Here is a 19591-nt window from a genome sequence, read left to right as displayed (position 1 = left end):
ATCGGACCCTCCGTAGTGCCAGACCAGGATCGCTCCTGACCTGACAATACAAAGGGTCGAAGGGGGGTTTCCCCATTCGGAGATCCTTGGATCAAAGCTCGTTCGCAGCTCCCCAAGGCTTATCGCAGCGTACCACGTCCTTCATCGCCTCTCAGCGCCAAGGCATCCACCAGATGCTCTTACGACACTTGATTACTCTCATGATCCATGTCCGCCCGGCAAAAGCCGGACACGAATCCAAAAGAAAGACCTGTTCTTGGCTTGCGCCAAAAACATGTTTTGCTTGCCAAGCATCTCCGGCGCTCCCGGCTGCGGGCCGGGGCTGGTTCGCAGGAACTAGGTCGTCCTGCTGGCCGAAGATGCTGCCTCTTTACGATTTCAAACATCCGCGCTCACCCTCAAGATAAGGGGAGGCGAATTCCTTTGACCTCCGGATCATGGCCACGAAGCATCGTGGTGGAGCCTGTCGGGATCGAACCGACGACCTGAAGCTTGCAAAGCTACCGCTCTCCCAGCTGAGCTAAGGCCCCTGAGCCTCGTCACGAGGCGACACGACAATGGTGGGCCTGGGACGACTCGAACGTCCGACCTCACCCTTATCAGGGGTGCGCTCTAACCACCTGAGCTACAGGCCCCAACCAAAGCGCGCGCTGAAGCAGCGCCAACGCCCCGGTCGATGTATCCGGATTGAGAAGAGAAGCGAAGACGGCAGCGTCCCGCATAGCAGGGTCTGACTGACCCTAGTGTTCCAAGTGTTCCGATAGAAGCGGCATGACGCCACCTCGTAAGAGAACATCCTTAGAAAGGAGGTGATCCAGCCGCAGGTTCCCCTACGGCTACCTTGTTACGACTTCACCCCAGTCGCTGACCCTACCGTGGTCGCCTGCCTCCTTGCGGTTGGCGCAGCGCCGTCGGGTAAGACCAACTCCCATGGTGTGACGGGCGGTGTGTACAAGGCCCGGGAACGTATTCACCGTGGCGTTCTGATCCACGATTACTAGCGATTCCGCCTTCATGCACTCGAGTTGCAGAGTGCAATCCGAACTGAGACGGCTTTTGAGGATTAGCTCCCCCTCGCGGGTTCGCTGCCCTTTGTCACCGCCATTGTAGCACGTGTGTAGCCCAGCCCGTAAGGGCCATGAGGACTTGACGTCATCCCCACCTTCCTCGCGGCTTATCACCGGCAGTCCCCCTAGAGTGCCCAACTCAATGATGGCAACTAGGGGCGAGGGTTGCGCTCGTTGCGGGACTTAACCCAACATCTCACGACACGAGCTGACGACAGCCATGCAGCACCTGTGTTCCCGCCAGCCGAACTGAAGAGGTGTGTCTCCACTCCTCATACGGGACATGTCAAAGGCTGGTAAGGTTCTGCGCGTTGCTTCGAATTAAACCACATGCTCCACCGCTTGTGCGGGCCCCCGTCAATTCCTTTGAGTTTTAATCTTGCGACCGTACTCCCCAGGCGGAATGCTTAAAGCGTTAGCTGCGCCACTGACGAGCAAGCTCGCCAACGGCTGGCATTCATCGTTTACGGCGTGGACTACCAGGGTATCTAATCCTGTTTGCTCCCCACGCTTTCGCGCCTCAGCGTCAGATCCGGACCAGTCAGCCGCCTTCGCCACTGGTGTTCTTGCGAATATCTACGAATTTCACCTCTACACTCGCAGTTCCACTAACCTCTTCCGGTCTCAAGCCATGCAGTATCGAAGGCAATTCTGTGGTTGAGCCACAGGCTTTCACCCCCGACTTACAAAGCCGCCTACGCGCCCTTTACGCCCAGTGATTCCGAACAACGCTAGCCCCCTTCGTATTACCGCGGCTGCTGGCACGAAGTTAGCCGGGGCTTCTTCTCACGCTACCGTCATTATCGTCGCGTGCGAAAGAGCTTTACAACCCTAAGGCCGTCATCACTCACGCGGCATGGCTGGATCAGGCTTGCGCCCATTGTCCAATATTCCCCACTGCTGCCTCCCGTAGGAGTTTGGGCCGTGTCTCAGTCCCAATGTGGCTGATCATCCTCTCAGACCAGCTACTGATCGTCGCCTTGGTGAGCCATTACCTCACCAACCAGCTAATCAGACGCGGGCCGATCCTTCAGCGATAAATCTTTCCCCTTGCGGGCGTATCCGGTATTAGCCCAAGTTTCCCTGGGTTATTCCAAACTGAAGGGCACGTTCCCACGCGTTACTCACCCGTCTGCCACTGACCCCGAAGGGCCCGTTCGACTTGCATGTGTTAAGCCTGCCGCCAGCGTTCGTTCTGAGCCAGGATCAAACTCTCAAGTTGAAGAATTTGATCTCGACTGTAGTCACTACGCAAATTGACAGAGTCCATCTCACTCCAGGTCGCCCTGAAGCGGTGTACTCACCAAAGCATAGAACTGGTCGATGTCTATCCACCCGAACCCCAAAAGGTCCGGCGCAAGGACACCGCCGCCTACGCTTCTCTTCCCTCTCAACAATGTCAAAGAACAACGCCGCCTCCTCCGGAGACAGCAAAACAACCACGCAGGCCCAACCGTCCCTACCAGGACAACCAGGCCCCGAAGCCGCTGGCCGCAGGATCCGTCCGAACCCCGCCGCCGATGAAGAGGTTCTAGCCGAACCCTCCGCTGCGGTCAACACCTTTTCGAAGAAAATCATTCGAAACCGGCACCCCGCCCCGCCCGTCCAGTATTCGGGCAAGCTTCCGCGGCCGCAGACAGCGTATTCGCCCTCCGCGTTGCGCTCATCCGACAGAACGAATGCTGTCCGGATGCTTCTCCATGGCGTCAGAGGAGCCGCAGGAACTGACCCAAGACTGGCGTTCATGGCTCGTGGCGTCGATCCGGATCCCGCAGGAACCGCGATCGCGACCCGCCCGGCGGCATCCGAAGATCCCGGCCCAAACGGCGTCGGAAGAAAAATGAAGCCCGCCCGGCCACAAGCCGGCGGGGCTGCGGATATGTCCCCTCCAAACCCGTTTGTCAACTCCCGAAAGACGACATGGGCGCGGGCGCACCAGGCTCGCCCCTCCTCGGGAAAGGTTGGACGATGGGAAAGCTCCGAACGGGTGGGGGCCTATGCTCTTCAGGCACAGGCGTCGCTCAGCCTGACCGGCAGGTGCAGCGTCGGTTCGGATCAGAGCTTCTTCTTGAATCCCTCGTGACTGCGCGCGAAGCCCAGCCGCTCGTAGAAGCGGTGCGCGTCCTTGCGGGATTTGTTGGAGGTCAGCTCCATGGCGGCAGCCCCGTGGGTGCGGGCGAAATCCTCGGCGAAAGCGATCATCTGCGCGCCGATGCCGCCCGAGCGCCGAACCGCCCTCACCTTCACGCTCTCCACCTTCACGCGGGTCGTGCCACGCCCGGTCAGATTGGGAATGAAGGTGAGCTGGAACGTTCCGACGATCTCGTCGCCGTCGACCGCCACGAAAAGCCTGTTGTCGGGACTGCGCTGGATGGCTTCGAAGGCGGCTTCGTAGGCCGGCTGCGTCTCGGCCGACCAGACATCGCCGTGCGAGCCCAGCTCGTCTTCCTCATGCAGGTGGATGATCGCTTCGAGATCGCCGGCGAGCGCCTCACGGATCGACGGGGCGCTCATGCGGCCACCCTGGATTCCATCGGCAACAGGTCCGTCCGAACCTCGAAGCCAGGCAACGCCTCGACGCGCCTCACCCATGCTTCCACCTGCGGATAGCCGGTGAGATCGATTCCCGCCTGATCGGAGAAAGTCACGACCCCGTAGATGTCGATATCGGCAATGGTCGCCCCCTCCCCGACCAGCCACGCGCGTCCCGCGAGATGGGCGTCCAGAACCCCGAGGGCGTTCCTGGCGGCATTGAGGCAGTCCTCCACGACTTCGGGAGCAGCCTGACGGAAACCGGCCTTGACCACGCGGACCTTGTAAAGGGGAGATGCGAGGCGATCGAAATCCCAATAGAGCCATTCGCGCGCCTGGAGGCGCTCGTCGAGATCAGCGCCGCCGAACCGGCCGGTCATGTCGGCGAGATATTCCAGGATCGCCGCCGACTGGCACAGCTGCCGGCCATTATTGCGATCGACCAGCAGGGGCACCTGTCCATAGCGCTGCCTGGAAAGATAGGACGGCTGCTTGTGCTCGCCGCCCATCATGTTCACATGCACGTAATCGAAGGGTTCACCCATGAGCGAGAGGGCGAGAGCGACCTTGTAGGTCGGCCCCGAATAGGCGAACCCATGCAGTTCGAACCGTGACGGCATGATGCGTCCCCATAAGAAAATTCTGTGGTCGGGGACCGTAATCGATTGTCTCGCGCTCGGGAAGGCACAGAATCCCATGCGAGGGAGATGCCATGGCCCGGATGGAACGCGAGCGGAAACTGTTGCAGCAGAGCGTGGCCGTCGTCGCCACCATCCCCGTCGCCGCGGGGCTTTACGGAGTTCTGTTCGGGCAGGCGCTCACGGGCGACGCGGTGAGCATCTCGGCTGAGAGTCACTTCAGGTTCCTGTCGGGCCTGCTCCTCGGCATCGGCCTCTGTTTCTGGAGCACCCTGCCCTCCATCGAGATCAGGACGGGCCGCTTCCGGCTCCTGACCCTGCTCGTGGTCATCGGAGGCCTTGGCCGCCTGATCGGCCTTGGACTGACCGGCCTTCCGTCTCTGTTCATGGTCGGAGGATTGATCGTCGAACTCGTCGTCGCCCCGGTCCTGTGCCTGTGGCAGACCCGGGTCGCCAATCTCTATGCGGAGGAATACGGCGTCGCCTAAATCATCGGACGCAAAAGTGGGAACTCGGTCTGAGCCCCTTGATCTGAAAAGCGCCGCGCTCGGCAGAAGCGATCCGGACGTCCGCCCGACCCGACAAAAAGGCCCCGGATATTCCGGGGCCTTTTGCAATCCGGCGTCTCCGCCTCAGTGCAGGATCTGGGACAGGAAGAGCCTGGTGCGCTCGTGCTGCGGGTTCTTGAAGAACTCATCAGGCGTGTTCATCTCCACGATCTGTCCGTAATCCATGAAGATCACCCGATCGGCAACTTGGCGGGCGAAGCCCATTTCGTGGGTGACGCAGAGCATGGTCATGCCCTCGTCGGCGAGACCCACCATGGTGTCGAGCACCTCCTTCACCATTTCCGGATCGAGCGCCGACGTCGGCTCGTCGAACAGCATGATCTTGGGGCTCATGCAGAGCGAACGGGCGATGGCCACGCGCTGCTGCTGACCGCCGGAGAGCTGACCCGGATACTTGTTCGCCTGCTCGGGGATCTTGACCCGCTTCAGGTAATGCATGGCCACCTCTTCCGCCTCCTTCTTGGGCATCTTCTTCACCCAGATCGGAGCCAGCGTGCAGTTCTCGAGGATCGTCAGGTGCGGGAACAGGTTGAAGTGCTGAAAAACCATGCCGACGTCGCGGCGCACCTCGTCGATGCGCTTGAGATCGTTGGTCAGCTCGGTCCCGTCCACGATGATGCGGCCCTTCTGGTGCTCCTCCAGGCGGTTGATGCAGCGGATCATCGTGGACTTGCCGGAGCCGGATGGTCCGCAGATCACGATGCGTTCGCCACGGCGCACGTTCAGGTTGATATCCCGCAGGACGTGAAACTCGCCGTACCATTTATGCACGTCGATCATCTGGACGGCGGACTCGGCCTTGGGATCGATGCTGACCGAACGGGCGGTTTGGGATGTCATTGTCGTAGCCATGGGTGTTTACCGTTTCTGACCAGCCGCAAGACGCCGCTCGACTCCGAGCGAGTACCGCGACATTCCAAAGCAGAAGATGAAGTAGAACAAGGCGGCAAAGGCATAGCCCGTGATGCCGATGGTGGGAGCTGCCCAGTTCGGATCGATCCGGGAGGCCTCGATGGTCTTCACCAGGTCGAAAATGCCGACGATGGCGACGAGCGACGTGTCCTTGAACAGCCCGATGAAGGTGTTCACGATGCCCGGAATGACGATCCGCAGGGCCTGCGGCAGGATGATGAGGCTCATCATCTGCGGATAGTTCAACCCCAGGGACATCGCTCCTTCATACTGCCCCTTCGGCATGGCCTGGAGTCCGCCGCGCACCACCTCGGCCATATAGGCCGAGGCGAAGAGCGCCGTTCCGATCAGGGGCCGCAGCAGCCGGTCGACCGTGATGTCGCCGGGAAGGAAGAGCGGCAGCATGGTGTTGGCCATGATCAGCACCGTGATCAGGGGGACGCCGCGCACGAACTCGATGAAGATCACCGAGGCCATCCGGATGATGGGGAGCTTGGACCGCCGGCCCAGGGCCAGAACGATGCCGAAGGGCAGCGACACCACGATGCCCACGGTCGCCACGAGGAGGGTCACGAGAATGCCGCCCCACAAGGACGTGGGCACGGGCGCGAGACCGAAATCGATGTCGACGAGGGCCAGGGTGATCCCGATCACCGCGACGATGCCGCCGCCCATGATGAGCGCTGGACGCAGGGATGTCTTGAGCAGGGTGGCGACGAAGGCGAACAGGGCGATCAGCAGCGCTCCGAAGATCGCGAAGCCGATCCAGAAGCGAACGCCGAAATCCGCATTGCCGCCGGTCAGGAGGATGTAGGAGACGACCGGGAAGATCCAGAAGAAGTAGACGGCTCCGAGATCCCGGCGCGGCGCCCTGAGCCACAGCAGCCAAGCGACGCCGATGGCCAGGAGGGCGAAGAAGACGTCGACCCGCCAGCGCTCGGAGATCGTGTAGGATCCGTAGATGAAGTAATTGATCTTGTCCCAGATGAAAGCCCAGCAGGCTCCAGCCTCGCTGCCCCCCGAATCGGCCCGGCAGGCCGCCCGGTCGGACCCGGTCCAGACAGCGTCGATGAAGAGGAAGCGCACCAAGGGCGGGACGCTGACGTAGAGGAGGTAGAACACCACCAGCGTCAGCACGGTGTTGAAGGGGCCGGAAAACAGGTTTTCCCGAACCCAGGCGATCGGACCGCGGGCCAGATTGGGCGGAGGCAGTGCCTCAACCTGTTTGGCGCGGACGAAACGGGGCATGTCGAGGGCGGTGCTCATGCGATCTCCTACCGTTCGACGATCGCCACGCGGCGATTGTAGATATTCATGATGAACGAGGTCACGAGACTGATCGTCAGATAGACGCCCATGGTGATGACGACGACCTCGATCGCCTGGCCGGTCTGGTTGAGCACGGTTCCCATGAAGACCTGCACGAGGTCGGGATAGCCGATGGCCACGGCCAGGGAGGAGTTCTTCGTCAGGTTCAGATATTGGCTCGTCAGCGGCGGAACGATGACGCGCATGGCCTGGGGGATCACGACAAGGCGCAGGGTCTGCCCGGGTGTGAGGCCGAGGGAGCCGGCAGCTTCGCTCTGACCTTTGGAAACCGCCAGGATACCGGCGCGGACGACCTCGGCGATGAACGCCGCCGTGTAGGTCGTCAGGCCGAGCAGCAGCGCCACGAATTCCGGCAGGATCTGCATGCCGCCGGTCAGGTTGAAGGTTCCCTTGCGCGGCAATTCGAAGGAGATCGGATTGGTACCAGCCAGGGCGAGAACGATCCAGGCCAGGAGCGGCAGGCCGAGGATCAGCGCCAGGGTGACCTTGCCGACGGGATATTGCCGCCCGGTCTGTTCCTGCTGCTTCCTGGCCCAGCGGCGGTACAGGAACGTACCGACGAGACCGACCACGAGAGCCGCGACGATGACCGAGATATTGGCCCCCCAGATGGGCTTGGCCATGAAAAGGCCGCGGGAATTCAGGTAGAACCCGGCCCCCATCTCAAGGGAATTCCGTGGCTGCGGCAGGGTGCCGAGGACGGCGATGTACCAGAACAGCAGCTGCACCAGCAGCGGGATGTTGCGCAGCACCTCGACATAGACCATCGCGACTTTCGCAACCATCCAGTTCTTGGACAGGCGCGCAATGCCGATCAGGAAACCGAGAATGGTCGTAAAGAAGATGCCGATGGCAGACACGATCAACGTGTTGAGGAGCCCTACGACGAAGGCGTCGCCGTAGGTGCCGCCGGCTGCGCTGAACTGGATCAGCGTCTGGCTGATATCGAAGCCGGCCGTGTTGTTGAGGAAACCGAAACCTGAGGCGATCTTGGCGCGCTGCAGGTTCTCGATGGCGTTCGTCGCGGCGACGTAGAACAGGAAAACGATCGCAGCGACCAGAACGACCTGGTAGAAAATTCCACGAACCTTCGGATCGTATAGAACCGATTTTTTGGGGGACGATGTCTGACTGACAGCGGTCTGCACTGAGTTCATCCTCTGACGGCTTATTATTTTATACCTGCCGTCCTCCCCTGTTCATGCGGCCAATGCTGACATGAACGGGCGGCTTTTTGTTGTTCTTTGAGAGTAGGACGCCCGGAAAATCCGGGCGTCCTGGTCTTGGATCGGCTTAGCGAACCGGGATGCCGTATTGCAGGCCGCCCTTGGTCCACTGGGCGTTCTGGCCGCGCTTGATCTTCAGCCTGGAGCCTTCGCCGACGTTCTTCTCGAAGACCTCGCCGTAGTTGCCCACGTGCTTGATGATGCGCACGGCCCAGTCGTTGGTCAGGCCGGTGGCTTCACCGAACTTGCCTTCCGTACCGAGAAGACGCTTGATCTCCGGATTGTCGGAGTTCTTCATCTGCTCGACATTGGCCTTGGTCACGCCGAGTTCTTCGGCGTTCAGCATCGCGTAGTGGGTCCAGCGGACGATATCGCCCCACTGGTTGTCGCCGTGGCGCACTGCCGGGCCGAGGGGCTCCTTGGAGATGATCTCGGGCAGAACGATATGATCGTCCGGAGCCGAAGCGCGCAGGCGCTCGGCGTAGAGGCCGGAGGCGTCCGTGGTGAACGCGTCGCAGCGGCCGGCGTCATACGCCTTGAACGTCTCGTCCGAGGTCGCGAAAGCCACGACTTCGTACTTCATGTTGTTGGCACGGAAGTAGTCGGCGAGGTTCAGCTCGGTCGTGGTGCCCTGCTGGGTGCAGATCGAAGCGCCGTTCAGCTCCTTGGCCGAGGAGACGCCGAGCTTCTTGCGGACCATGAAGCCCTGGCCGTCGTAGTAGTTGATGACCGGGAAATCGAGGCCGAGCTGCGTGTCGCGCGACATCGTCATGGTGGAGTTGCGGGACAGCACGTCCACTTCGCCCGACTGGAGCGCCGTGAAGCGGTCCTTGGCGGCGAGCGGGATGAAGCGAACCTTGGTCGGATCGTCGAAGATGGCTGCGGCGATGGCGCGGCAGAGATCGACGTCGAGGCCGGTCCAGTTGCCCTGAGCGTCCGGCTGGCCGAAACCGGCGAGGCCCGTGTTCGAGCCGCAGGTCAGGAAGCCCTTCTGCTTCACGCTGTTGAGTGTTGCCTGTGCCGAAGCGCCCGTTGCGAGCAGGCTGGCGGTCAGGCCGAAGGCAATCGATACGAGAGCCTTTTTCATGTTGGTATCTTCTCCCACTAGTTCGACATGGCTCGGCCGTTTTTGGTTATGACCCCCCAGCCGCGCCCCGGTATAGACCGTTCCGCGCCGCCTCGGTTGAGACGGCATCGGGATCCATCACATTCTATGATTAATCACTGGTCAAGTCTTGATGAAAGGCATTTCTTGCCTGACTTGACGGCAGAGGCTGCCCGGTCTCTGATCCAGGTCTCCTCAGCAAGCCCTTGAAGCAATGTCAAAGCTCCCCCCAAAGCCCCAAAACATCTCCGAACGCACCCGCCTCGTCCATGCCGGACGAGAGCCGTTCGAGCAGCACGGTTTCGTGAACACGCCCATCTATCGCGGCTCGACCGTTCTCTATCCGACCACGGACGACCTGCTGCATCGGCGCGGGCGCTATTCCTATGGAACGAAAGGGACTCCGACCACCAACTCCTTGGAGACGGCCTGGACGGAGCTGACCGGTGCGGCCGGTACCGTGCTCGCCCCTTCGGGCCTCGCCGCCGTCACGGTTGCCCTTATGTCATGCTTAAAGGCGGGCGATCATCTCCTGATGACGGATTCCGTCTATCTGCCCACCCGGCAGTTCTGTAACGGGGTGCTCAAAAATTTTGGTGTGGAAACCACCTATTACGACCCGGGGATCGGCGCCGGGATCGAGGCTTTGGTCCGCCCGAACACCACGGCCGTGTTCACGGAGGCTCCGGGCTCGCAATCTCTCGAGATGCAGGACATCCCCGCCATCGCCGAGGTCGCGCACCGGCATGGGGCGGTGGTCCTCATGGACAATACCTGGGCGACGCCCCTGCTCTTCCCGCCCCACGAGCGCAGCGTGGACATCGCCATCGAGGCCGGCACGAAATACCTGAGCGGAGGATCGGACCTGCTGCTCGGTCTCGTCTCGGCCAACGAGCGCTGCTTCAAGCGCCTGCGGGAAACCTATGACTCCTTTGCCATGTGCCCCGGGCCGGAAGACGTGTTCCTGGGCCTGAGAGGCCTTCGCACCATGGCCCTGCGCCTCAGGGAGCACGAAAAGCAGGCTTTGGAGCTGGCGCGGTGGCTCGAAGCACGGCCCGAGGTGGCCCGGGTCCTGCACCCGGCCCTGGAGACCTATCCTGGCCACGAGATCTGGAAGCGTGACTTCAAGGGCTCATCCGGCCTGTTCTCGGTCATCCTCAGGCCCTGCTCCGACCGGGCGCTGGCCGCCATGCTCGACGGGCTTTCCCTCTTCGGCATGGGTTATTCCTGGGGTGGGTTCGAAAGCCTCGTGATTCCCTTCAACTGCGCGACCTATCGCACGGCGACCAAATGGGAACCGGGCGGTCATGCGCTCCGCTTCCATGTCGGGCTGGAGGACCTGGAAGACCTGAAGCAGGATCTCGATGCCGGCTTCGCGCGGCTCCGGCAGACGAACGCCGAAGCAGCGTAGGATCTATGGGCCTCGGCGGCTACTGCGCCGGGGCCTCGACCTCCGAGGCGGAGGCGGTCTGATTTCCGGCTTTCTTCTTTTCCTTTTCCTTCGAGATCAGCATCATGTTGCGGATGTAGATGAAGATCGAGAAGAGCTGGGGCAGGATGATGACGATGTCGCGCCGGGCAAGGCCATAGACCAGCGTCATCAGGCCTCCGATGATCGACAGAATCCAGAACCCTACCGGGATGACGCTCCTCTCCGCCTTTTCGCTCGCGATCCATTGCACGAAGAAGCGCGCCCCGAACACGAACTGGGCCAGAACGCCGAAGGCGGCCCACAGATCGAACCTGGCAACGACCACATCGTAGAAGAAGAGTCCCAAATCGTGGGAAAGACGCATCAACATCAGACGATTTCCTGAGCTGCGGGAACGCGGCGGCGGCGGCGGATCAACCACCAGACTCCGGCTAAATCAAGGATGCCGACCCACAGACGGTCGAACATGCCGTAATTGGACGTTCCAGCGTGCCGGGGCCGGTCGATCACGTCCACATGGGCAATCTGGAAGCCCTCACGCTTGACCAGGGCGGGCATGAAGCGGTGCAGGGCGTCGAAATAAGGCAGCCGCAGATAGACGTCCCGCCGGAAGGCCTTGAGTCCGCAGCCCGTATCCCGCGTCCCGTCCTTCAGGATCCTTCCGCGGACCCCGTTGGCGATCCGGGACTGCCACTTCTTGTAGGTGCCATCCTTGCGCCCGACCCGCTGCCCGGCCACGAGGGCGACCTGCGGGTCGCCGAGCGCCGCAACGAGCTGGGGAATGAAGGCCGGATCGTTCTGCCCGTCCCCGTCGAGCGTGACGACGATGGGACCGCGCGCGGCGTGAACGCCGGTGCGGACGGCTGCGCTCTGACCGCAGCTCGCCTCATGCCGAACGAGGCGGAGCCATGGCCGGGTCGCCCGCGCGCTCAGGACCTGCTCCACGGTGGCGTCGGTGGAGCCGTCGTCCACATAGACCACCTCGAAGGGTGCGAGCTCTGCGCAAGCGCGCTCAATCTCCTCCACCAGGGGAAGGATGTTGAGCGCCTCGTTCTTGACAGGCACGACCACGCTGAGGCGGGGGGCCGGGGAAAGATCAGTCATTCGTTACGGGCCATTCCTGGCCGCCTCTTCGAGAACGGGACGGAGTTTCAGAAACCCATCCCATAGACGGCGATATCGACCCGCCGCCCGCTGTTGATATTGAAACCCTGAATCCGGGTCGAGAGCGTGGGCTCCTGTTTCAGGCGCTCGTTCTCGGTCCGGAACTCCCCTTCGTATCGTTTTTCCACGAACACGACACGGCACCCACCCTGATTCAGGAAGGCGGAGGCCTGGGCTCCCGAATCGATCATCTCAAGGTTCGTGCCCGTCAGGAAGACGAGGCTGGGCTCACGGTAACCGAGGGTTCCGACGACTGGATCGGCGCACGGCACGTTGTGGGCCGCCTCGGCAAGCCGGCCCGACACTTTGAGGGAGCGCAGATCGAGCTGGGCGAAACCGAACACGCCGATTGCCAGGAAGACCGCCGACACGAAGCTCGCCCAGAGGGTCGCGACCATCCGGTTCTTCACGAAGAGCCACCAGGCCCACAGCGCGAGAAGCGAGGAAACCACCAGGAACGGGAGCGCCCGGAAAGGGATCATCCCGTCGAACGTCCAACCGATCGTGGACAATCCGATCGTCAGCCCCACCGGAATGAACGGGATGAGAACCGTCGCTAACTTGGCGGCTGGCCGCTGCGGGCCGACGAAATGGCGGGCGATCGCCATGACCGTGATGATCGCAACGGCCGGCAGAAGCGGCAGCGTGTAGTGCGGAAGCTTGGTCGGAACCGCCTCGAACACGATCCAGGACGGGACGATCCAGGCAAGAGCGAAGGCCACCGGCTCTTCGCGGCGGTGGATCCAGGCGAAGGGCACGGCGATGGCCGCCAGAATGGCTCCGGGCCAGAACGTCGCGAAGAACGAGATCAGGTAGAATCCCGGCGGGGCCCAATGGACCTTCTGAGCCGTGCCGACCTTGCCGAGCATGTCGTGACCGATGGCTTCCGCGTAGAAGGCGCCGTTGGTGTTGATGGCGATAGCGATGAACCAGGGGAGCACGACGGCGAGGGTGAATGCCAGCCCCTGCCACGGTTTCAACGTCATGAGCCAGCGTCCGGACCGCTCCTTGTAGGACAGCACGGCGGCGGCCAGGCCCGCGAACATGACGATCAGCGGACCCTTGATCAGGATCCCCAAGGCAAAGCCGGTCCAGAACAGCCATAGCGCCCGTCGCGGCAGGGTCCCTGCCCCGCGACTCAGGTAGGCCCGCGCTAGACCACCCATGACGGCAACGGAACAGGCCGTCAGCATGGCGTCCGTCTTGGCGAGGCGCGCCTCGACCATCAGGATGACGCAGGTGGCCATGAGGGCGGCGGTCAGGAAAGCCCCTCGCCTCCCGAAGAAGGCCAGGGCAGCCCAATAGGTCAGCAGAACCGTCGCCACCGCGCCGAACAAGGAGGGAATCCGATAAAGGGCGACGGTGGTCCGCGCCTCAGGCACGCCGAGCGCCTGACCGAGGGAAACGGTCACGCTCTGCATCCAGTAGATGCCGACCGGCTTCTTGTTTCGCGCCTCATCCTGGAAGCGGATATCGACGAAATCGCCGGTTTCCAGCATCTGCTTGGAAGCCTGGGCATAACGCGGCTCATCCCGGTCCATCGGCTGCAGGGTCGTAAAGCCCGGGAGGAAACAGGCGAGCGACAGCAGCACGAGGACGGCGCAGAGCCGGGCATGGCTCCGCTCGACGGCACTCGTCAGCTGGGCAACGGAGAGGTAGCGCAGAGATATCCGCTGCTGGGGGACAGAACCGTCCATCAATCGCTCCGGAGGCAGGCAATCCTTCATGCCGGCAAGGGTGGGTTTCCCATCGGCACAGGTTCATCAAACCGCGTGATGTCCTCTAAACCCGGCAGGAAGTCAAATTGACGGAAGGTAGCGGCCCTCCGCAGGCCTCGGAGAGCGCCACGGGAGCATGCCTGAGCGGACGCTCAGATGATCCGGAAGTCGCCGGCCGTCATTTTCAACCCTTTGGTCAGCTGGGCGAATTTGATCTGGCCGCTGTCTCCGGTTCCATCAGGGTCGTAATAGAGCAAACCCGACTTCTTGTCGTAGATGACCCGGTCGGACCGGTCATGGGCCTTGGAGCCGGTCCAGAACGCCGCGGAGGCAAGCTTGCCCGCACGGCCGAGGTGCGAGAACACGGCGTTCTCCAGATAAACGGTGTCGTCCGCCACCGAGAAATCCAGGATATGGTCGAGGTCGACGCCTTTCCGGAGGCTCGTGTCGAAGACAAAGACATCCATTCCCTCACCGCCGAGAAGCACGTCCCTGCCGGCTCCGCCATGAAGCGTGTCGGCTCCGTCGAGGCCGTTGAGGCAATCTTTCCCCGCCCCTCCCTTCAGCACGTTCGAGCCCACATTGCCGACGAGCACGTCGTTGCCGGTCCCTCCCAGAGCGTTCTCGATGAGCGACCTGGGATCTCCGTCATGGAGAAGAGCGTTGGCGATCGTGCCCCGCGCCGACCTGCCGGCGCCGAGATCGGCAAGCTGCGCTGTTGAGGTCGTCGTCCACTCGCCGGGCCGCAGGTCCACGCTCAGACCCGTCCTGTAGTTCGAAAAGTCGAAGGTATCGTTTCCTCCCCCATCCCACAGAGTCATCAGGACCCGATTGGCTCCCGGAGCCCCTTGTCCGATTCCGTTGATGAACGCCTCGCCCGTGGCCGGGCTCCAGCGATAGACCGTATCTTCGCTGCGGGTGGTAAAGTCTGCGCCGTACATCCTTTGCAGCGCGGCGATGTCGTACATCATCGGGGTCTGCCCGAAGCTCCACCCTTCGTTCTCCACATAACGTCCGGACGCCCCGACATAGGACCTGTAGGTCGTCAGCGAATACTCCATGGAGTCGCGCTCGGGCGTCATGGCGCCGAACCCCGTTGCGTCGTTGCCGTGCTTCAGGCCGACTTGATGAAGGATCTCGTGAATGAAGACGTAGTACGCATAATTTCCGGGAATCGGCTGATCGAACCATCCGCCGCTCGTCCGAAACCACGTATCGCCGGCTTCCTGTGCCTTCGTGACCGGGTAGGTCCATGCCGTATCGGGTTCATCGGATCTTGCCAGGCGCAGATCGGCGCGCCGGGTCGAGGTCTCCTGAATTTCGACGAAGCTCAGGTCGGTCACGTCCGAGATCATGGCGAAAACCTTGCGGACGGTCGCGCTTTGAAGAGGAGACAGCGGCTGGAAGTTGTTCTCGGTCTCGCCGTTACCGTAGGGGTCGCCATAGTTGGCGGACGACGGCGGGAAGCTGTAGGTCAGATTGAGGCTGTTCCAACGCTCGCCGGACAGGACGCCGTCAATGTTCTGATCGTAAGTTCTGTCGACGAGAGCCGTGACTGCCATCTCGATCCCCCCAGGATTGAGTAGCAGGTACCGCCCCACGCCCCTCGTGTGGATAATCAGCAAGTAGTAACTGTGTTTACATTCCGGCGTATCGATCGATAAACAATCTTTTTATTGATATGTTGTAGCGGGTTAGGCCCTTGTTGGGACTGGAATATGAATGCGGGTCTCTTATTACTCATGAAACTTCGCTCGCATCGACCGCCCTGGCGGGTTTGCACCTCGTGCGGATAGGCCCGCCAGGACTGCCTGATCGGCAGATCCGCCGGTCGAGTTACCGAAACCAGCCGAAATAAAGCGCCCATAGGCTGGGAGACCGGATGCCGCGCACCCGGCGGGCCGCCTCGTCCGCCCGCATGGCCTCGCCGCCATGGCAGGAGCACAGGACGATATGGGCATCGTGCTCGGAGATCTGGAAGAAATCCACCGCATCTCCGAACTTATCGCTGCGCAAGCCCGCATGGCGGAGGACCGGGTCGGAATAGGCGACCGTCAGGGCGGAGCCGTCGGCCCGCAGGGCCAGGCGCTGGGCCTTCGGCTTCCACTCGATTTCGTCCAGGGTCCTGACGATGCGGTCCGGCTCCCGTTCCAGGAGCTCGACCCAGCGGTCCAGGCGTTCGCGCTTCGTCAGCACGGGCACCTTGACGTCCTCAGGGATTTTCAGGTCGGCGACGCTACTGAGTTCGGACAGAGGCCTATGTTCCATGCTCCCCTCCTTGGCAGAAGAGCGGCTTCGAGCACCCACCAGCTACAAGCCAACCTGAAGCTTGTGAAAAAGTTCGAGGAACGGTCATTCGGGGCCGCTGATATTTTGTGCAGCGCGAATCTGTCAGCGGGTCGTCAGCAGATGCAAGACGGCCGGCATTCCGAGCGACACGCCCGACAGAAAGAGCAGGCCGAGCACGATCCAACGCATCGCCGCGGGGGAGAGCGGCGGAGGCCAGCGGCGGGCGGCGTGCGTGGCCGCCATGACGACCGGGACAGCGAAGAGCCCCGTCAGGGTCGACGCCGACGGGAGATTGCCGGAAAAGAAGACGAGACCGTTTCGGAACACGGCGTTGAGCGCGAAAATCGTCACCAGCGTTTCCCGTATCGTCACCTGGGGCATCGGCTGCCGGTAGAAGTGGTAGACAAGCGGCGGACCTGCGGTCGAGAACATCCCGCCCATCAGGCCCGCGATGCTGCCGAAGGCCATGAACGAGACGTCGCCCGATCGCGTGGGAAGAGGATCGGGCTTTCGGGCAAGCTGCAGGCTCGAGACGATGATCACGAAGCCGAGGATGAGGCGCAGCACGTCGGCCCGCGTTCCGGCCAGCCATTCCAGCAGCCAGTATCCGACGAAGAGCATGGGGATGCTGGTCAGCATCACGACGCGAAACTCCCGCCACGCCACGTCGCGCCAGCCCTTGTGGAGCATCTGAACGGCATTTACGAAGGTGAGCACGCTCACGAGCATCGCCGCGTCGGGAAGAGACAGAAGGCCGGTGAGCCCGACGCCCCCCATGGTGATCAGGCCGAAAGCAAAGCCGGTCAGGGTCTGGATGTAAGCGGCAATTCCGGTGAGGGCCAGGAATCCGATCAGCTCGACAAGCGACATGCCTCAAAATCCTTCGGGCAGTCTGTTGTCCTTGCCGGGCCTCGAACGGGTTTCAAGCCGCCGAGCGCCGCGAGCCGCTGCCGGGGAGCCGCAGGGCCCTACAAAGGTAGGCTACGCGCCTGCTCACAAGTTGGTGAGGCGAAGGCATAGAGCATCGTGCGGAGAAGTGGAATGCACTTTTCCGCACGATGCTCATTTAAACGGCGAAGCGATCGTCAGGCCGTTGCCGAATGATCGTGTTCGACCCGGGGCGTGCCCATCAGCTCTGCTAGGCGGTTGCGGGCGCGATTGACGCGGCTCTTGATCGTACCGACCTTCACGCCCAAGGCTTCTGCCGCATCTTCGTAGGACATGCCTTCGGCGCCGATGAGGATGATGGCTTCGCGCTGCTCCTGCGGCAACTTCTCGAGCGCCGTGGAGAGATCCTGAAGCGCGAGCTTGTCCTCTTGGTCCGGGATCGCGATCATGCTCGCGGCATGGGTACCGTCACCGTCCTCCACTTCGCGGCTGGTCTTGCGGTGAGTGGAGTAGAAACCGTTTCGGAGAATCGTGAAGAGCCAGGCCTGCAGATTCGTACCAGCCTCGAACGTGTCCTGCTTGGTCAGGGCCTTGAGCACGGTGTCCTGCACCAGATCTTCCGCTTGGTCGACCTTCCCGGTCAGCGACAGGGCAAAGGCGCGCAAGTTCGGCAGCGCATCCATGACACCGTTGATGAACTCCTGGTCGACCGGCTCCGTATGCGCCCGGATGACCTGGGCCACGCGATCGGCGAGACGCGCGAGATCGCGTGGCAGCTTGTCCTGCGCGGGATCGCCATAGAGGGCACGCAACTGCTTCCCGAGGTGCAGTCGTACGGCGGCGCTCAGCGCCGCCGCCGAACCGGCGGCTTCGGGGCGAATGAACTCAGACTGGGGTTTGGAATTCTGTGGCATGCCCGACTATCTGGTGCATGTCGCAGCCATTTAAATATCCGAGCGACATTTCGGCCATGAGATTTTTTCACGGCCACGGCTCTGGATTTTATCACCTGTATGCCTAAGCGGCCGGGCTGATCTATATGCTCTTCCGGACATGAGGCCAAACCAAGGCCATCAACATTTCAAGGAGCATGCGGCGTGCCTCACTATCTCGGCATTGATGTCGGCACCTCAGCCGTGAAGGCGGTCCTCGTCGACGATGCGCAAACCGTGGTCGCGGAGGCGGATGTCCCTCTTCAGGTCTCCCGCCCGCACGATCTCTGGTCCGAGCAGGATCCGGACATCTGGTGGGAGGCGGTGCAGACGGCGCTCGATCGGCTGCGCGTGCGATCCGCATCGGCGCTGGCGGATATACGCGGCATCGGCCTCTCGGGCCAGATGCACGGCGCGGTTCTGCTCGATGAAAGCGACCGGCCTCTTCGCCCCGCCATTCTCTGGAACGATGGCCGCTCCTTTCGTGAAGCGCAGGAGCTGGGAGACAAGTACCCTGAGCTGTCCCATGCCATGGGAGTCATCCCGATGCCGGGCTTCACCGCGCCGAAGCTCGTGTGGCTCGCGCGCCATGAGCCGGACATCTTCCGGGCCGTGCGCAAGGTGATGCTGCCGAAGGACTATATCCGCCTCAAGCTCACCGGCGAGATCGTGACGGAGATGTCGGATGCGGCCGGAACCTGGTGGCTGGACGAGGCCAAGCGCGACTGGTCCGATGCAGCGCTGGCCGCGACAGGGCTCAGCCGGAAACAGATGCCGACGCTCGTCGAAGGCTCGCAAGCATCCGGCATCCTGCGGGCCGACATCGCCGGACGATGGGGTCTGCGGAGCGACGTGGTCGTGGCCGGCGGCGCCGGGGATGCGGCTGCCGGCGCCGTGGGTCTCGGCGCGATCGAGGATGGGTCGGCCTTCATCTCGCTCGGCACGTCCGGCCAGCTTTTCGTCACCACCCGCGACTTCAGCCCGGCTCCGGAAGCCGTGGTGCATTCCTTCTGCCACGCGGTGCCGGATCGCTGGTTCCAGATGGCCGCGATGCTGAACGCGGCAAGCTGCCTGGCCTGGGGCGCCCAGCTCCTGAAACGGGACATCGGTGAGCTCCTGCACGAAACCGAGGCCGCTTATCGGAAGCCGTCGCCCATTCTCTTCCTGCCCTATCTCGCGGGCGAGCGGACCCCGCACAACGATCCTTATGCACGCGGCGTGCTCTTCGGCCTCTCCCCGCAGACGCAGCAGGCGGACCTCGTGCAGGCCATCCTCGAAGGGGTCGCCTTCAGCTTCGCCGATGCGAAGGAATGTCTCGCGCAGGCCGGTACGCCGCTGACTTATGCCGGCATGATCGGCGGCGGGTCGAGAAGCGTGTTCTGGGCCTCTATCTTCGCCAATGTGCTGGACGTTCCGATGGTGCGCTATCATGGCAGCGACAAGGGTCCCGCCTTCGGTGCGGCGCGGCTGGCGCGCCTCGCGACGACCGGTGAGATGCCGGAAGCGGTGTGCATGCCGCCCGCCGTGCTCGAAACCATCGAGCCACAGGCGCATCTCGTCGACCTCTACCGTCCGCGAATCGAGGCTTTCCGCGCGCTTTACCGAGCCTTGAAGCCGGAATTCGTGCGCTCCTAAGGGAAGCGCCAGAAATGAAACTCTGTATCAGCGCATCGGCCAGCTGAATTCTGCGGAAGGTGACGCCGCGCAACAAATGTTGTGGAGTGTGTTCCACGGTTCAAAGGAGGGATTGAAACCCGATTGAGTTGAAACATTTACGGCATCCACGATCT

Annotated in this window: 16 protein-coding genes, 2 tRNA genes and 2 rRNA genes (1 of these 20 only partly in view); 3 read left to right on the top strand and 17 right to left on the bottom strand. The window is 62.3% G+C overall.

The features are described 5' to 3' along the window. From U0023_RS18965 to U0023_RS18940, 6 genes are all read right to left on the bottom strand, one after another. Window positions 1–194: ribosomal RNA gene (locus U0023_RS18965) — 23S ribosomal RNA — on the bottom strand (it extends 2618 nt beyond the left edge of the window). A 260-nt stretch (window positions 195–454) separates the two neighbouring features. Continuing rightward, window positions 455–530, bottom strand: a tRNA-Ala gene (locus U0023_RS18960). Window positions 531–558: 28 nt separating this feature from the next. Further along, window positions 559–635, bottom strand: a tRNA-Ile gene (locus U0023_RS18955). Between the two features lie 167 nt (window positions 636–802). Then, window positions 803–2289: ribosomal RNA gene (locus tag U0023_RS18950) — 16S ribosomal RNA — on the bottom strand. Together the 16S and 23S rRNA genes with 2 tRNA genes alongside form the textbook arrangement of a ribosomal RNA operon. Before the next feature lie 833 nt (window positions 2290–3122). Beyond that, entirely contained in the window at window positions 3123–3581 is a 459-nt protein-coding gene (locus tag U0023_RS18945; protein WP_009492617.1) for a GNAT family N-acetyltransferase, read from the bottom strand. Further along, window positions 3578–4219 carry a glutathione S-transferase family protein gene (locus U0023_RS18940; RefSeq protein WP_009492615.1) on the bottom strand — a complete coding sequence of 214 codons (642 nt, stop codon included), beginning with the start codon at window positions 4217–4219 and terminating at the stop codon, window positions 3578–3580. The genes U0023_RS18945 and U0023_RS18940 overlap by 4 nt, the downstream gene beginning before the upstream one ends. A 101-nt stretch (window positions 4220–4320) precedes the next feature. Here U0023_RS18940 and U0023_RS18935 point away from each other — a divergent pair, with 101 nt between their 5' ends. Further along, entirely contained in the window at window positions 4321–4725 is a 405-nt protein-coding gene (locus tag U0023_RS18935) for a DUF4345 domain-containing protein (RefSeq protein ID WP_040639423.1), read from the top strand. Window positions 4726–4869: 144 nt separating this feature from the next. On the opposite strand, the gene U0023_RS18930 is transcribed toward U0023_RS18935, so the two are convergent. The 4 genes from U0023_RS18930 to U0023_RS18915 all read right to left on the bottom strand — a co-directional run bounded on the left by U0023_RS18930 (window position 4870) and on the right by U0023_RS18915 (window position 9360). Continuing rightward, the gene (locus U0023_RS18930; RefSeq protein ID WP_195904267.1) at window positions 4870–5586 is read right to left on the bottom strand and encodes an amino acid ABC transporter ATP-binding protein; all 717 of its coding nucleotides are present in this window, start codon (window positions 5584–5586) and stop codon (window positions 4870–4872) included. A 78-nt stretch (window positions 5587–5664) separates the two neighbouring features. Continuing rightward, window positions 5665–6984 (bottom strand): amino acid ABC transporter permease, encoded by a 1320-nt coding sequence (locus U0023_RS18925; protein ID WP_009492609.1) that lies wholly within the window; start codon window positions 6982–6984, stop codon window positions 5665–5667. Window positions 6985–6992: 8 nt separating this feature from the next. Then, complete coding sequence (locus tag U0023_RS18920) at window positions 6993–8204, bottom strand: amino acid ABC transporter permease (protein ID WP_052600666.1); 1212 nt, start codon at window positions 8202–8204, stop codon at window positions 6993–6995. A gap of 136 nt (window positions 8205–8340) precedes the next feature. Next, window positions 8341–9360 (bottom strand): amino acid ABC transporter substrate-binding protein, encoded by a 1020-nt coding sequence (locus tag U0023_RS18915; RefSeq protein WP_040639250.1) that lies wholly within the window; start codon window positions 9358–9360, stop codon window positions 8341–8343. Window positions 9361–9592: 232 nt separating this feature from the next. On the opposite strand from U0023_RS18915, the gene metC reads away from it, so the two are divergent. Next, window positions 9593–10789: a cystathionine beta-lyase gene (gene metC / locus U0023_RS18910; RefSeq protein WP_009492603.1), complete on the top strand. Its 1197-nt coding sequence runs from the start codon at window positions 9593–9595 to the stop codon at window positions 10787–10789. Window positions 10790–10808: 19 nt separating this feature from the next. Here metC and U0023_RS18905 read toward each other — a convergent pair whose 3' ends face one another. From U0023_RS18905 to U0023_RS18875, 7 genes are all read right to left on the bottom strand, one after another. After that, window positions 10809–11180 carry a lipid-A-disaccharide synthase N-terminal domain-containing protein gene (locus U0023_RS18905; protein ID WP_009492601.1) on the bottom strand — a complete coding sequence of 124 codons (372 nt, stop codon included), beginning with the start codon at window positions 11178–11180 and terminating at the stop codon, window positions 10809–10811. Beyond that, window positions 11180–11914, bottom strand: coding sequence for a glycosyltransferase family 2 protein (locus U0023_RS18900; RefSeq protein ID WP_009492599.1), 735 nt, complete (start codon window positions 11912–11914; stop codon window positions 11180–11182). The genes U0023_RS18905 and U0023_RS18900 overlap by 1 nt, the downstream gene beginning before the upstream one ends. Window positions 11915–11961: 47 nt before the next feature. After that, the gene (locus U0023_RS18895; RefSeq protein WP_009492597.1) at window positions 11962–13671 is read right to left on the bottom strand and encodes an ArnT family glycosyltransferase; all 1710 of its coding nucleotides are present in this window, start codon (window positions 13669–13671) and stop codon (window positions 11962–11964) included. A gap of 173 nt (window positions 13672–13844) precedes the next feature. Continuing rightward, entirely contained in the window at window positions 13845–15254 is a 1410-nt protein-coding gene (locus U0023_RS18890; protein WP_009492595.1) for a M10 family metallopeptidase C-terminal domain-containing protein, read from the bottom strand. Between the two features lie 274 nt (window positions 15255–15528). Then, a complete protein-coding gene (locus tag U0023_RS18885) occupies window positions 15529–15960 on the bottom strand; it encodes a hypothetical protein (RefSeq protein ID WP_009492593.1) in 432 nt (143 codons plus the stop codon). Window positions 15961–16083: 123 nt separating this feature from the next. Further along, window positions 16084–16851 carry a sulfite exporter TauE/SafE family protein gene (locus U0023_RS18880; RefSeq protein ID WP_009492591.1) on the bottom strand — a complete coding sequence of 256 codons (768 nt, stop codon included), beginning with the start codon at window positions 16849–16851 and terminating at the stop codon, window positions 16084–16086. A 215-nt stretch (window positions 16852–17066) separates the two neighbouring features. Next, window positions 17067–17783 (bottom strand): sigma-70 family RNA polymerase sigma factor, encoded by a 717-nt coding sequence (locus U0023_RS18875; RefSeq protein WP_009492589.1) that lies wholly within the window; start codon window positions 17781–17783, stop codon window positions 17067–17069. 183 nt (window positions 17784–17966) lie between these two features. On the opposite strand from U0023_RS18875, the gene xylB reads away from it, so the two are divergent. Beyond that, on the top strand, window positions 17967–19436 hold the full coding sequence (xylB, locus tag U0023_RS18870) for a xylulokinase (protein ID WP_009492587.1): 1470 nt from the start codon (window positions 17967–17969) through the stop codon (window positions 19434–19436). Window positions 19437–19591: the final 155 nt, after the last annotated feature.

This window comes from Microvirga lotononidis, assembly GCF_034627025.1.
GTDB classification, from domain to species: Bacteria; Pseudomonadota; Alphaproteobacteria; order Rhizobiales; family Beijerinckiaceae; genus Microvirga; species Microvirga lotononidis.
The sequence above is the reverse complement of the archived record's forward strand: the minus strand, read 5'-3'. Positions and strand labels throughout refer to the sequence as shown.